This is a genomic window from Candidatus Brocadia sinica JPN1, from assembly GCF_000949635.1.
Lineage (GTDB): Bacteria > Planctomycetota > Brocadiia > Brocadiales > Brocadiaceae > Brocadia > Brocadia sinica.
Genome location: NZ_BAFN01000001.1, coordinates 3,999,985 through 4,013,819 on the forward strand (window position 1 = coordinate 3,999,985; position 13,835 = coordinate 4,013,819).

General features: G+C 41.1%; 11 protein-coding genes and 1 riboswitch. Of the genes, 4 read left to right on the plus strand and 7 right to left on the minus strand.

All coding sequences use genetic code 11. The features are described from left to right. Nucleotides 1-81: 81 nt before the first annotated feature. Nucleotides 82-633, plus strand: a complete 552-nt coding sequence (locus BROSI_RS18455; protein ID WP_052565502.1) for an REP-associated tyrosine transposase — start codon at nucleotides 82-84, stop codon at nucleotides 631-633. A gap of 147 nt (nucleotides 634-780) precedes the next feature. Here BROSI_RS18455 and BROSI_RS18460 read toward each other — a convergent pair whose 3' ends face one another. Beyond that, complete coding sequence (locus BROSI_RS18460; RefSeq protein WP_052565504.1) at nucleotides 781-2,313, minus strand: sodium-dependent transporter; 1,533 nt, start codon at nucleotides 2,311-2,313, stop codon at nucleotides 781-783. A gap of 375 nt (nucleotides 2,314-2,688) precedes the next feature. Then, on the minus strand, nucleotides 2,689-5,700 hold the full coding sequence (locus tag BROSI_RS18465) for a M28 family peptidase (protein WP_052565506.1): 3,012 nt from the start codon (nucleotides 5,698-5,700) through the stop codon (nucleotides 2,689-2,691). A 381-nt stretch (nucleotides 5,701-6,081) separates the two neighbouring features. Between BROSI_RS18465 and BROSI_RS20135 the strand changes: the two genes are divergently transcribed. Continuing rightward, the gene (locus BROSI_RS20135) at nucleotides 6,082-6,243 is read left to right on the plus strand and encodes a hypothetical protein (protein ID WP_157842633.1); all 162 of its coding nucleotides are present in this window, start codon (nucleotides 6,082-6,084) and stop codon (nucleotides 6,241-6,243) included. 94 nt (nucleotides 6,244-6,337) lie between these two features. Here BROSI_RS20135 and BROSI_RS18470 read toward each other — a convergent pair whose 3' ends face one another. The 4 genes from BROSI_RS18470 to BROSI_RS18485 all read right to left on the minus strand — a co-directional run bounded on the left by BROSI_RS18470 (nucleotide 6,338) and on the right by BROSI_RS18485 (nucleotide 8,831). Continuing rightward, nucleotides 6,338-7,006: an exosortase C-terminal domain/associated protein EpsI gene (locus BROSI_RS18470; protein WP_052561956.1), complete on the minus strand. Its 669-nt coding sequence runs from the start codon at nucleotides 7,004-7,006 to the stop codon at nucleotides 6,338-6,340. Beyond that, nucleotides 7,003-7,824 (minus strand): exosortase/archaeosortase family protein, encoded by an 822-nt coding sequence (locus BROSI_RS18475; protein WP_052561954.1) that lies wholly within the window; start codon nucleotides 7,822-7,824, stop codon nucleotides 7,003-7,005. The genes BROSI_RS18470 and BROSI_RS18475 overlap by 4 nt, the downstream gene beginning before the upstream one ends. 164 nt (nucleotides 7,825-7,988) lie before the next feature. Beyond that, a complete protein-coding gene (locus tag BROSI_RS18480; RefSeq protein WP_052561952.1) occupies nucleotides 7,989-8,219 on the minus strand; it encodes a PEP-CTERM sorting domain-containing protein in 231 nt (76 codons plus the stop codon). A 42-nt stretch (nucleotides 8,220-8,261) separates the two neighbouring features. Beyond that, nucleotides 8,262-8,831, minus strand: a complete 570-nt coding sequence (locus BROSI_RS18485) for a hypothetical protein (protein ID WP_157842326.1) — start codon at nucleotides 8,829-8,831, stop codon at nucleotides 8,262-8,264. A gap of 182 nt (nucleotides 8,832-9,013) precedes the next feature. Next, a riboswitch (cyclic di-GMP riboswitch) is annotated at nucleotides 9,014-9,109 on the minus strand. A 716-nt stretch (nucleotides 9,110-9,825) separates the two neighbouring features. On the opposite strand from BROSI_RS18485, the gene BROSI_RS18490 reads away from it, so the two are divergent. Both BROSI_RS18490 and BROSI_RS18495 read left to right on the plus strand, forming a co-directional pair. After that, a complete protein-coding gene (locus BROSI_RS18490) occupies nucleotides 9,826-11,130 on the plus strand; it encodes an outer membrane beta-barrel protein (protein ID WP_052565511.1) in 1,305 nt (434 codons plus the stop codon). Nucleotide 11,131: 1 nt separating this feature from the next. Beyond that, the gene (locus BROSI_RS18495) at nucleotides 11,132-12,541 is read left to right on the plus strand and encodes a sugar transferase (RefSeq protein ID WP_052565513.1); all 1,410 of its coding nucleotides are present in this window, start codon (nucleotides 11,132-11,134) and stop codon (nucleotides 12,539-12,541) included. A 98-nt stretch (nucleotides 12,542-12,639) separates the two neighbouring features. Here BROSI_RS18495 and BROSI_RS18500 read toward each other — a convergent pair whose 3' ends face one another. Beyond that, nucleotides 12,640-13,833 carry a class I SAM-dependent methyltransferase gene (locus tag BROSI_RS18500; protein WP_052565515.1) on the minus strand — a complete coding sequence of 398 codons (1,194 nt, stop codon included), beginning with the start codon at nucleotides 13,831-13,833 and terminating at the stop codon, nucleotides 12,640-12,642. Nucleotides 13,834-13,835: the final 2 nt, after the last annotated feature.

The following is a 13,835-nucleotide window of genomic DNA, read 5'->3' on the forward strand; positions in this document are numbered from 1 at the left end:
CGTGAATTGGATCGAAATAGATTGATTATGGCGGGTAATGCCCGCCCTACATAAAAATTACATGGTTGGAAATGGGCACGTATGCCAGATTATCGAAGGATACGGATACCGGGTATAACCTATTTCTTTACGGTTGTTACTTACAAACGACGAAAAATCCTGATAATTCCGCAGAGCAGGCAAATTTTACGTGCCGTGATTAATAAGGTGCGGCAATTACATCCATTTACGATTTGTGGATGGGTGCTGCTGCCTGATCATATCCATTGTATATGGACCCTTCCGGAAAACGACGGCGATTATTCCAAACGCTGGGGCATGATTAAGGCAGGATTTTCAAAAAGGGCTAAAAGCCTGTTTCATCGTAACGAATTGATGACCGATTCAAAACGGAAATACCGCGAAGCAACGATCTGGCAACGGCGTTTTTGGGAACACATGATTCGTGATGAGGATGATTTCAGGAGACACATGGATTATCTCCATTTTAACCCGGTAAAGCATAGATTGGTAAAACGTGTCAAGGACTGGCCGTATTCGACGTTTCACCGGTTTGTGAAAAATGGGAGTTATCCGCCCGATTGGGGTGGAGATGAAATGGATGAGATAACCGATGCGGATTTTGGCGAATGATATTTTTGGCAGGCAATGCCTGCCCTACCTGACTCTTTTATTTTTGTGTTCTTTTTTTAGCCATTTTCAATATTTTTCCATAACAGAAAAATACCAGGGTCAAGATTATTCCCCAGAAAAAGATCAAAAAGAACCACCCCGAAAGGCTCATAAACGCGCCTCTCTTTTCTTCCACGCCTTGTGGATGAGAATCCCGGCTATGGTAAAAGTTACCATCAAATAAATACGGGCAATCCATTTCGTAGAAGATGTTTTAAAAATTTCCTGCCAGCCATGCTGGATCACCCATCCTGTGAAAATGATAATAAGGATCGTTGGCGTTACATACCTGCAAATAAAGAAAAATATCCCGGGAATGGGGATCTCGGCACCTCTCTTTATTTCCTTCCAGGCCTTGTTTGAGCCAAACACCCAGAAAAAGAGGATGATTTCAGTGGCCGCAAGGAAGGTAACGAAAAATGTTCCTGCCCAGAAGTCCAGTTCATCGAGTGTTCCTCTCATAAAGATAGGTATATGACCTGAGATAAAGAGAAAGCCACCCACACACCAGACGGCTTTTTTCTTTTCCATGCAAAACTCTTCCTCCAGGAAGGCAATGGCAGGTTGGGTTAAGGCAACAATAGAAGTAATTCCGGCAAAGAAGAGAAGTGCAAACCAGAGAAATCCAAAAACATTTCCCAGTGGGATAAACGAAAAAACCGCAGGCATTGAGACAAAACCAAGATGGTAAGCGCCTTCCCTGGCGATTATTTCAGTATTGGCAACGCCAAAAAACACCACGGCAGCGGGTATGGCAATGGATGATCCCAGGATAACCTCCGCAAATTCGTTTGTTGTGGCGGTTGTCAAACCAGAAAGTGCAATATCATCATGTTCCCGGAGATAGCTGGCATAGGTGAGCATTGCACCCATACCGAGGCTTAAAGTAAAAAACATCTGTCCTGCCGCGGCAAGCCAGATGTTTAAGTCAAATAGTTTTGAAAACTTTGGTTCCCAGAGAAAGGCGAGTCCTTTTAAGGGATTGCAATCAGGATGCACAGGAGAGCCTAGCGTAAAAACCCTTATTACCAGAAAAATGGCAAAGAGGAATAACAAAGGCATTGCAATTTTTGCCAACAGTTCGATGCCTCTGACAATTCCACGGGCAAGGATAAGCATGCTCAAAAAGAGGGTGAAAACATACATAATATACGCATACATGGACGGAGTGAGAAAAAAATCGCCAGTTCCGGTATATTGTTGAAGAACATGAGAGAATGGTTTTAATGTCTCTTCAAGTGTTCCTATCGTATCAACTTTGGGCAAACTGTTAAATAGTGAGAAGATGGCATATCCAACCGTCCACGAGGTGATGTATGTGTAGTAGACTATGATAACAAGGGGAGATACAATACCAATAATTCCGATATATTTGGCGCTCCTGTTTTTCCAGAGGAGCTGGAATGTACCAGGACTTGTTCCATGACCGCGAATGCCACCATATCTGCCGACAGCCCATTCCACCCACATGAGAGGAATGCCAAGGAGAAAGAATGAAAGGAAATAGGGTATCATGAAGGCACCGCCATCATGTTTTGCAGCCTGAACGGGAAATCTCAGAAAGTTTCCAAGACCAACCGCATTCCCTGACGCTGCAAGGATAAGTCCTATTCGTGTCCCCCACCGCTCTCGTTCAGTCATAAAAATTCAGGAAGAATTAAATTTGACCGTTATCTTGATTGAATAGGAATTTCAAACAAAAGCTCCTCCCCCTTAGTCCCCCTCACTGAGGGGGACAACCATCTGTCCCACGCTGGCGGGGGTGAAGGGGGTGGCCCACTGCCGATGACTCCCGATTCGTTTCGGTGCTGAGGATTAATTCTTGTTTCGGTGAGCCCTCTCACCGAAACATCCAACAATATCAAGTAATTCAAAGGATTATTCATCTGATAATGGTTGATTTCCCCGGCAAAAAGTGTCAAACTGTTAGCCCATCAAAGGAGGGAAAAGCTGCCTTGTCCCCTTGTGGCAGAGGGACGGATGAGGGGTCTTTTCTCGTCAAAGGTACTATCGATACTACTTCCGCGCTACCGGTATAATCGTTAATATCTCTCGTTTCCCATCCCTGAGTACAACGACTTCGACCGGTTTACCGACCCCCGCAGCATCCATCATATAATTGTAATCATAAATATTCGTAATCTTCTTCCCAGCAATTTCGACAATGATATCACCGTCTTTCATTCCGGCTTTATCCGCTGGCCCTTCCAGTTTAACCGTACTGATTTTTACGCCTTCACTGTTTTCGCTGGCAAAATCAGGCACGGTCCCCCAGTAAGTCCTGCGGGAAACTTTTTCTTTCCTCGATTCACCAGATTGCGCAACTTTCACGTAATCGGGGCGCTCTGCATGCCTGATTAAATCGATAACAATTGCCCGTGCAAATTCTGCGATCCTCACCATACCATCATAATTAAGGGTGCCCGGGTCATCCGTGGGTCTATTGTAATCTTCATGTACGCCGGTAAAGAAGTGAATTATGGGAACCTCTTTTGAATAAAAAGCCGTGGCATCTGTTGGCAGATACGGGTCGCGGTGAAGCTTTACGTTGAATCCGGCAGTTACATTGCATTTTTCAATGAGCCGGGCCCAGGTATTGGACGAACCTATCCCCTCAACTATCAAATTGTTTTCACTAAGTCGTCCGACCATATCAAAGTTAACATAGGCAATAACATTTTTTAATGGAATTGTGGGATGCTCAATGAAATAAGAAGATCCAAGGCATCCCAATTCTTCTCCCGACCAGAGGGCAAAAATAATCCCGCGTTTAAATAGTTGTGGATTCGTTTCCCGCTCTGCCGCCAGGGCAGCAGCCAGTTCAAGGACAGTGGAAACACCAGAGGCATTGTCATCAGCCCCGTTGTGTATCATGCCCTCTTCACCTTTGCGTGCCAGCGAGTCGATCCCTCCACGACCGATGTGATCGTAATGAGCACCAATGATAATATACTCAGCATTTTCATTTTCATCACAAGGGGGTAAAAGTCCAAGGACATTCCGGTCCTTTTCCTTAACCTGCTCAACCGCCGTGGATATCCGTATCTTCACGTTCGGTAAATCAAAGCCCGCTTCTGTCTGAGGGTCTTCAACATCTAGTCCTGCCTGAATTGTCTCAAGATTCTTACCGGAACCGGCGAAGAGCGCTTCGGCTATTTTACCACTTACAGATGCCGCAATAATTCCGGAGCTGGCCGATTCCTTATCACTGAAAAGTGGGAATAACTCCCCTCCACTAGGAGTCTTTGGGCCGGTAACAACTAATAACGCCTTAGCCCCGTGCTCGCGTGCTATCATCGTTTTATAACGTAATCCTGCGTACCGGGTAAGCTCTAAATGTCTCTTCATATCCACCTTTTCAGGCACATGGTGAAGAACCACCACAATTTTGTCTTTCACATCAAGTTTTTCGTATGAATCGTAACGATTCCCTTCATTTCCAGGGACGGACAACCCATAACCGGCAAAAACTACCTCCCCCTCTACCTCACCGTTAACCGTAAATGACAGAGGGGCAAAATCTTTGTTTACCACGAATTGAATCGTTTCTTTTTTCGTACCTTCCTTCGTAATTTGAAAGTGGTTTTGTTCCGGGATTATTTTTGTTCCGGCAATAAAGGGAAATTCCTGAAAATAGCCTTTGTTACTGTCAATGGCCTTTAATCCAATTCCTTTGAAATAGTCAGCAATATAATTGGCTGCCAGTTGCGTACCTTTTGTTCCCGTCAACCGTCCTTCCAATTCATCGGAGGCAAGATATTGCACTTCTGCTCGAAGATCGGTAGCAGTAATTTTAGGTGAGAATTGGTGCCCTGTTTTTTCAGGAATCTGGTCTTTGTAAGGCGGACTGTTGAAGACCTTTTGCGGTAAACTCTCAGGATTGCTGAATGTTTGAGCAGGCTGTGATGCGGATCTTACGTTTGCTAACTGTAATGCCTTCAATGCAGCTTCATGATCCCAATCTGCCAGGAATAGCTGAGAATCACCGTTCGCTGTCCTGCCGGAAGTCCACGCAAGACGTTTGCCGTCAGGTGCAAAAACAGGCAACCCATCAAATTTATCATGGAAAGTCACCCGTACCGGTTCTTTTTCACCAAGGGCATCCACGATAAACAACTCACAATTGGTAAATCCAAATTTATTGGAATGAAAGATGACGTAGTCACCGGAAGGATGGAAATAAGGAGCCCATGACATTGATTTGAAGTCAGTCAACCTTCGTACATCAGAACCATCGAGCAGCATGGTATAGACATCGGCCAGCATGCCGTTTTCATTGAAATGCCGCCAGATGATCCTTTTCCCGTCATGACTGAAAAAAGGACCCCCGTCATAACCAGGCCAGTTGGTTAATCGTTTTTGCTCAGAACCGTCGGCATTCATGATATAGATTTCACCAAAATAGGAAGGGCTGGTTTCCATGCGTTTCTGATCCTCGGATGAGAGCTTTTCAACCGGATAGGCATCTCTCAGAGAACAAAAAACAATTTTGTTTCCATCAGGGGAATAGGCGCCTTCTGCATCATAGCCGGGGGCATCTGTTAAGCGCTTTAATGTGGTTCCATCTCGTTTGGTCGAAAAAAATGTCGTAACTTGAGTCATAATCCCACGTAAAACGGCGTTTTTTTCCAGAGGCGCGGAATTCAAATTCTGCTTTTTGTTTTCCTTTGCATCAGGGTCAAGGTGGGTTGAGGCAAAAAGCACTTCTTCTGAGTTGTTTCGGAAAAATGAGCAGGTGGTTTTGCCAATTCCCGGAGAAACCCGATGGGTATCTCCCGTCTCAAGACTCATTATATAAATCTGGTAAAAAGGATTTTCAGGGTCGCGTTCGCTTTGAAATATCAAATATTTTCCATCCTGAGAAAAATATCCCTCACCGGCGCTTTTCCCCTGGATGGTCAACTGCCGGATATTTGCTAAAAATTGCTCTTCACCCTTTTCACTCCCGCTGCTATTTATTACGCCCCAATGAAAGCACATTGCGGTTAACAACACGGTAAAAGTAATGATTGAAATGAATTGCTTCATTGAAAAATCCCCCTCCCCCATTTATCTTAATATTTGTAATAATCGCTAAAAGTAAGTTGTTATTTGAACAAATATTTCCCTGGCAAAATTGAACATCGTTGTATACTCAGATAATAATAGATAGAGTATTAAGCTGTCAATCTCGATGTTAATTTTGTGCTGGCAGTAATAAAAATTTTGATGCGAAAACGAGGATGAAACATCCAAGAGCCTCTGGTTCACAAAGGATAATGAAAAATATCGACCTGAGACTAAGGCAAAGAATCACGCAAAGCAAGATTCTTCGCGGAGTTTACCCTGAGCGGTAAAAGAGATTCTTCACTTTGCTCAGAATGACAAAAAGCGAAGGTCTCAGAATGATAGTGCAGGAGGTATTTTCAGGTGAAAAAGACGATCTTTGTTTGGTCGTACTTACTATTTATCATATTTCCAATTCAAATTTTTGCGGGAGACGTGGTTATTACCGTGGATAGATTTAAGCAGAACAATGACGTCCCTGTACGATTTTCAATTTGTGATCGTGAGGAATGTCATCAGGAATGATTTACAAAATTGGGCTGGCAGCCTTACCTTAAAAGAGGGGATGGTATGATTTTTCAGATAAAGAGTATTTTTTCATTAACGGGGTAGAATTGTCTTACTTTAGAGATAGATCAGCAACTGTTCCTGGATTTCCGAAAATATAGCTTGCCTGATCTGAAGACATTGCCCATCCTAAATCTGCAATAAAATCTTCCGCCAATTTCAAGGCGTCCCCGATAGTATCTTCTTTCGTGGGCACATCAACTCGGATCATGAGACCAGCCCTTTTTTTATTAATCAATGAGAACCATAACTGTTTTATTTTTTGTTCTGTCCAATCAACGACGTTTTTATCGATACAAATCCAATAAATTATCAGAAAACCATCGGCATCCTTTTCGGTATAAAGACTATGAGCTTGAAATGTACGATTTACTACATGAAACTCAAGGTTATTTAATTCAATGACTTTAAAGCCGGAACTATTAGAACATACCTTTGGATTGTGAAAATTGCCTGCATCCAGTACGAGTAAAAAAAGATTTTTACCATCTGCATTGACATATTCACGATCCAATGCCTGGCTAACAAAATTATATTCTTCGCCCTCCATATTCCATTCTTGCTCCACATCCCTTCCCTGCCATCCGTTAATCTCAAGCGGTATTTTCAATTGGGAAAGGATATTCAGGCTTTCATATTTTGCTTTTGGAAAACCGAAGCAATAAATAATAGCGCATAACAACAATGCGATAGGTATCAATCCTTTTTTCTTCTTATTCATCTTGTTATCCTGCATCTTTCAAGCAAATATTCCAATCCAATTAATCCCAGAATGATAAACACGAATATTACAACGCCGCTCATGCTATGAAAAAATCCCTGGCCAGCTTCCTCGCCAAAATAATAGGTGATAAGGCATAAGGTTATAATCCGGATAAGATTGCCCACGAGCGCAAGAGGAATAATGGAAGAGACAAGGACACCTTTTTTGGATATGCTGCCCTTATTTATATATGCATAAATTAAAGCCAAAGAAAACATCGTAACGATAGAACGAAATCCACTACAAGGTTGTCCCATAAACAAATCAGTCTTGCCAATCGTTAATAAAAGCCCTTCCCTTGTGATTGGATAATGAAAAAGTTTTAAGATCGTCTCCGTGGCAACGGAAAGGCCATAACGCATAGGCAGGGTAACGCTATCAATAATTCCGGTGGGAATCGGCGCAAGCAATATCAGATAAAGAATAGGAAAAGATAAGATCTTTGTTACTTTTAATCCGTAAAGATAACTTACCAATCCATACAGAACCGGAAGTAAAGAAAGCGCAGTAAGAAACCGATAGTCCTGCCGCCAACCAAAAGTAAACAGAAAAATTCCCAATAGCAGGATAGAAAGGCCAAAGAAGTTGTTGCCCGGTGTACTCTTTTGAATGGACTCTCTCAGGAGTGCGCGTTTACGCCACACAAGCCAAAAGAATACAGGTATGATAAAATAGGCGTGCGTATAATCAGAAGACTTCCAGCCATGACGATAAAGCACAAAAAAAAGAGGGGTATAAAGTGATGCCGTTAGTATCCAAATGAAATAGTGGATCATCGTAATCTAAATATCCAAAGCCACGGGATGCATATTTGACGGTTTAACGAAGCATTCAAAATCGTAAGAAAGAGTTATACAATTCCTAACAACACTTACTCTCTTCCATGAGAGTGAGTGTGTTGTCAGGTCTGTATGTTACACCAAGTGTTATCGTAAAGTCGCTATTGTACGTTGGCGTCCTGCGAATGTTCATTGAAAACTTTGGAATTCTTTTTACTTCTTAAGCGCCGTAAAGTTACCAAGGTAGCGCCGCCCGCTAGAAAGAGCAGGCAGCTTACAGGTTCTGGCACAGGCACAGGTCTTCCTCCGCCGCCACTCTTTGCAAATACACTGTTTAACGATATCGTAAGCGATATCAATAATGTTAATATTCCAAGAGTCCACTTTTCCATTTTTCTATTCCTCCTCACTTAAAAAGTAATTTTGTAGAAGCTTTATTTTACAATCTGAAATTTACAAGAATCATCTTCCCAATCGTCCTTGCCTGCTATGCTTACCTTTCCAGTAAATGTGTATGAACTACTTACGGTATTAACCGATAACCCAGAGGGATCCAGCTTAAACCACGCAAAGTACCAGTAACCAGGTTTTAAGGTTCCACCATCTATAGGATCCACAAACCCGTCTTCATTGTGAGTAATATGAATTGAACCTGGACCGTCGATAATCCATTTTATATCCGCTGTTGTTGCCTTCGTTACCCGAAAAGCAACATACATGTAAGCGGAATCCTTTTCTAAAACAGGCAAACAAATGGGTAAATCTGCGCCATCAATGGATGATTCCGCATCGCTGGTGAAGGAAGCGTACAAAATAACCTTCTTCCCACTGCTGCTGCCTCCCTGGAAAGTTTTTTTCACCACCTCATCATCATTTGAGATTTTAATGCGACCGATTCCTATCTTCCCGTCATTCTGACCAGCAAGGCATATCTGCCCCACCATAAAAATCATTAATAATAGCGTTAACCCAAATAATCCTTTTTTCATTCTGCCAATTTTCATAATCTCCTTCTCCTCAAAAAATATCTTTAAATTTTTTCTTATACGATGGCATTCCACTTTTGAAATTAATTTCGGTTTCTTCCCTCCTTTCCCAAATAAACGCCGCCCTTTTAAATCATCGCTACTTACGGTTAAACTCTATAAACAAAAAAGCCTTACTGTGAAGATATTTTTAAAACACCTTCGGCAGTAAGGCTATCTTATCATTACATCCTTGTAAACTTAAAGACCCTGTTACTTTGCGCCCCCTGATCACTCAGGGTTTACCTTTATCGCTCTGTATTTTAAATTTACTACTTTACAACTGTGCGGTATATCATCAATGTAATCGCCTAAATATATACAATAACTATCATTCTTCGTCAAGTAAAAAATAAAATATTTTTTATAAGATACTAAAATCGCTACAAGCTGAAGGTTCTTGTTGATTTTTTGTCTGTTAAGGGTATTGCAGAAGGTCGATTTTCGAGTTGCGAAAATCGTTTGCAGAATTTAGGTTAAATTTTACAATTGCAATTTTAATTTCATTTTGTATAATCTCACACGAACGAGTAGGAAGAGCGCCAAAAAGTTGGGCTGTGAAAATCTACCCCAAAGCCTTATACAAGGCTGAATGTTTCAAGGATTTTGCGAGATAGGTATTTTGTTTGATCCAGAAGCACAGAATCGGTTGGTGATGAGAATGTAGCAGGTATTATCGTCCTCCTTGTTCCACTTACCGGGAGCCACTACGAACTTTAAAGGAATATCACAATCTTTACAGTACATATTCAAACCTTTGCTCCTGTTGTTGGTTAACCAAAAAGTTCTCAAGTGCAATTAATAGCGGGAACAAAGGGATAAGTCAAGCACAAAGCGAGTCTCAAGGCATTGATTTGTAGTAACTTAGGTCTAATTTATTTATGACTTAAAAATATTTTTTAATAAAGTAAGCGCCTATTAATATCTTCTTAGGTTTCGACTTCACTGTTTTGCTCTCAGTGAGGAAAAAAATGTGCCAGAGCGATTGCAGAATAATAAACGCTTTGGATATGACAAGAAATTACGAACTTACTATGAGATTAAAGTGAATAATCTGGTAAGATATTACAAAACAATATCAGCCGCATGTCTCTGGATAGTTATTTTTGTTATTACTACATTTCCAACTGCTTATTCTTTCGATGATACCGATAGTGGGTTAGACCTCTCCCCTACACACCTGCTTAATTACCTTTCTTATAACTACAAGGGATTCGATATGCGAATCGCAGATATATCAGTTGGTGAAATGTTCGATGATAATATCACATATGACAAAAAAAATAAAAGAGAAGACTTCGTAACGCTTGCTGGAATTGGGCTAGGTGTAAAATACGAAGGGAAAATGAGGAGGTTAGAACTACTTGGCAATGTAAGCCATCGTGCCTACGCAAAAAACAGCGATTTCGATAATACCACTGAAGACCTAACTTTAAGTTTTGAAAATGAGTTCTCCAGGCATGACCGTGTGAGTTTAAATAATGTCTTCGTCCACTCCACCGAACCCCTTTTTAACAGATTTGATTTTTTCGATGAACAATTTGCCAGAAGAGGGGGCCAATTCGAATATTTCAGAAATAAGTTTGATATAGACTATACAAGGGATGTTACCAGGCAACTTACCATCATTGCAAGATACGGTAATTATGTAGATATTTTTTCAGGAGCGGATGCACAGGATTCTTTTCTCAATAAGGCTGGTTTTGAGGCAGATTATCTATTCAGTTCCACCACTACTTTTTCCTTTTCATACGATTTCGCCAACAGAGAATTTGAAAACAACAAAGATGCCTCAATACAAACCATTGCCGCTGGCATAAGACAATACATAACCCAAAAGCTTTATTTTGATCTTCGGCCGGGGATAGATTTAATAGATTCCTTTGACGATGAAAATCTCGTCAGACCTATCGTTCTGGCCTCACTTGCCTATAAGAAAGATGCTGACACAATTGCACTCCTTTCATTTGAAAAAAGATACAATACAAATCCTTATAACGATGATATTTTTAATATTCGATGGAAAACTACCGCTTCTGTAACAAGACAACTATTGGAAAGGCTCCAGTGCTCCCTTTCAATCTTCTATGGTGATGGCGAATTCATTTCTTCTGATTTTACAAACAAATTTTTAGGGGCAAAATCCAACTTGAACTATGATATTACTAAAATCTTAAAGGGAAACTTTACCTACACCTATTCGGAATCAGACTCCAACGTTGATACTGCAGGATATACAAAAAATACGGTGTTTTTCGGATTATCCGCGGAATTTTGATATGCTAAAAGAACACAATGCATTGTTTAAATGGGTTCTAATATTTTTCGACCTTTGCATAGTCGCCACAACTTTTTTCCTTGGTTTTTTTTTGAGCAACAAAACTGATTTTTTCAGCAAAGAAATTGGTCTTTGCATCGTTCTTTTACCCACGTTGCTGCTTATATGGGGAGTTCTTCTCTACTATTTCGGTATGTATGATTCTTTCAGGACCAAACAAATACTCGATATCTTGTTTATTGTATCTGAGACAGTTCTTGTAGGAGGCAGTCTGTTCGGAAGCTTTATTTTCATTACAAAGATAGAATCGCTCAGCAGATTACAAATATTTTATTCATTTTTACTTGCGGCAATACTCATTAGTGCAGAAAAGGTCGTTCTGCTAGTATATTTTCGATATCAACGCAAGAAAGGCCTTAACACGAGAAACATGTTAATTGTTGGCACAGGCAAGAGGGCTCAGCGTTTTGTAAACTTAATCAATAAACACGCTGAATGGGGTATTAATATTATCGGCCTTGTGGATGAGGATGCTGATAAAATAAATAATATGGTTCATAATCATAAAGTAATAGGTTTTTTTAAAGATGTGCCGGATATAATCAAGAATAATGTAGTAGATGAGGTCATGTTTATTGTCCCACGCTCCTGGCTGAGTAAGATCGAAGAGGTAATGTACAGATGCGAGATCGAGGGATTAAAGGTAAGTGTGGCTTTAGATCTATTCGAACTCAAGCTATCAAAGGCAAAATATAGTTACCTGGACAATTTCCCCATACTTACTTTTGAAAGCACGCCAGACCAGTTAATACGCCTCTTAATAAAACGTTTATTTGATATTATCTTCTCCGGAATGGCGCTCATGTTATTATCGCCAGTTTTTGCGATCATTTCCATACTTATAAAGGCAACATCAAAAGGTAATATATTTTTTAAGCAACAAAGAAGCAGCTTGTACGGCAGAAAATTCTTACTCTACAAATTCAGAACAATGGTCGAGGATGCTGAGTCAAAGCTTAAAGACCTGCTTGTGTATAACGAAATGGATGGACCTGTTTTTAAGATGAAAGACGATCCCAGGATAACAAAGGTGGGGAAATACTTAAGGAAGTTTAGCATTGATGAATTGCCACAGTTATGGAATGTTTTCAAGGGAGACATGAGCCTGGTAGGCCCAAGGCCCCCCATTCCTGCAGAAGTAGAAAGATACAAACCCTGGCAACGGAGAAGACTTAGTATGAGGCCGGGCATAACCTGTCTCTGGCAAGCATGCGGAAGAAATAAAATAACCGATTTCAACGAATGGATGAAACTTGATTTAGAGTATATTGACAATTGGTCGCTCTGGCTTGATTTTAAGATACTACTTAGAACGATTCCTGTTGTATTATTTGGAATAGGAGCAAAATAATTTTTAGAAAAATATCCGCAAAAGAATCATATCTGCAGCATCAGGAGACGAAATCCTGGTATCAAAGCAATTCAAAATTGTACTTAGAGGGATGAGTGTTATACAAGTACCAATTCAGCTGTGAGGTTCATATTGCTCGCAAGCATGCTTATTTCATCCCTATAGAGTGGATTCATTATTAATATGATATCGGGACGATAGTCCTGAAGAAACACTGGCGGCACGATTTGCTGCGCGGTTCCTGCCACAAACATATTTTGCTTCCGCGGGTTTATATCAACAATGTAATGAATTTGATTTTTCGGCTTAATTGCGTTTAAAAATGTGACACCCTTCGAGCCTGCCCCCCATACCACGATTCGTTTACCGCTATATTTAAACCGTTCCAGTTTGTATTTCCATTCATCAATCCTTTTTTGGTGTGTGGAAGAGAATTCCGCCGCGTAGCGCATTATTGTATTCAGGGTGTTTAGACGCTCAAGGGAAAAATGTCCTGCAACCTCTCCTGGCATTGCCTCGATACAGAGGAATTGCCCTTCAAAGGATTCCGCGACATCATTGACGGAGAAGCCGCAAGAAGCAAATAAACGAGCTAATGATAAGGAGTTGAAGTACGAGCAGTGTTCATAGATGATATCCCAAATTGAAAGATCACGCAAAATGAACAAGGCATTTGGCACTTCAAAGAATACAATTGTATTGTGGCGATTACCGATCGCCCTGCGCAGATTGTCTAAAAAATCCCGGGGAAACCGGATGTGTTCCAATACGTGTCTGCAACAGATGATATCCGCCTTATAGGCGGCATACCGTTCTGAATAGAAATCTTGTATGAAAGTAATATTCCCCGTGTCTGCGCCGTTATTTGATTTGTGCACGTAACCTGGATCAAAACCAAACCCACGGTTTCCCCCAAGTTTGCAAAGGAGCGTCAAAAAATCACCATTTCCACACCCGATTTCAATAATCTCTTTGTTGCGCAAATCATATCGATTGATCAAATGGGTAGCCAGGGTGTCGGCATAGCTTTTAAAGCGCGGCGAGAAATACAGGCTGTTCTCATAATCTTTCGTATATTTCATGAGAGAGGGATCAAACGTGAGATTGAATATGTGTCCACAATCTTTGCAACAGCCTATATGAATATCCCCTGTGGGGGCGCGGAGAGCTTCATCACGCGTTGACCATAGCAGATTACAATGGACCGGCACCTGCGGTATCTCAATAATTCCGGAAATATTCTTCGAGACACAGACCGGACACGTACTTTCCGAAACAGATTCTTTGCTCATTT

What these genes read in the sequence shown, in the direction of transcription:
- BROSI_RS18495 (WP_052565513.1), top strand. Translation starts at nt 11,132, where the DNA reads ATGCTAAAAGAACACAATGCATTGTTTAAATGGGTTCTAATATTTTTC.
- BROSI_RS18480 (WP_052561952.1), bottom strand. Translation starts at nt 8,219, where the DNA reads ATGGAAAAGTGGACTCTTGGAATATTAACATTATTGATATCGCTTACG.
- BROSI_RS18470 (WP_052561956.1), bottom strand. Translation starts at nt 7,006, where the DNA reads ATGAATAAGAAGAAAAAAGGATTGATACCTATCGCATTGTTGTTATGC.
- BROSI_RS18500 (WP_052565515.1), bottom strand. Translation starts at nt 13,833, where the DNA reads ATGAGCAAAGAATCTGTTTCGGAAAGTACGTGTCCGGTCTGTGTCTCG.
- BROSI_RS18475 (WP_052561954.1), bottom strand. Translation starts at nt 7,824, where the DNA reads ATGATCCACTATTTCATTTGGATACTAACGGCATCACTTTATACCCCT.
- BROSI_RS18455 (WP_052565502.1), top strand. Translation starts at nt 82, where the DNA reads ATGCCAGATTATCGAAGGATACGGATACCGGGTATAACCTATTTCTTT.
- BROSI_RS18465 (WP_052565506.1), bottom strand. Translation starts at nt 5,700, where the DNA reads ATGAAGCAATTCATTTCAATCATTACTTTTACCGTGTTGTTAACCGCA.
- BROSI_RS18485 (WP_157842326.1), bottom strand. Translation starts at nt 8,831, where the DNA reads ATGAAAATTGGCAGAATGAAAAAAGGATTATTTGGGTTAACGCTATTA.
- BROSI_RS18460 (WP_052565504.1), bottom strand. Translation starts at nt 2,313, where the DNA reads ATGACTGAACGAGAGCGGTGGGGGACACGAATAGGACTTATCCTTGCA.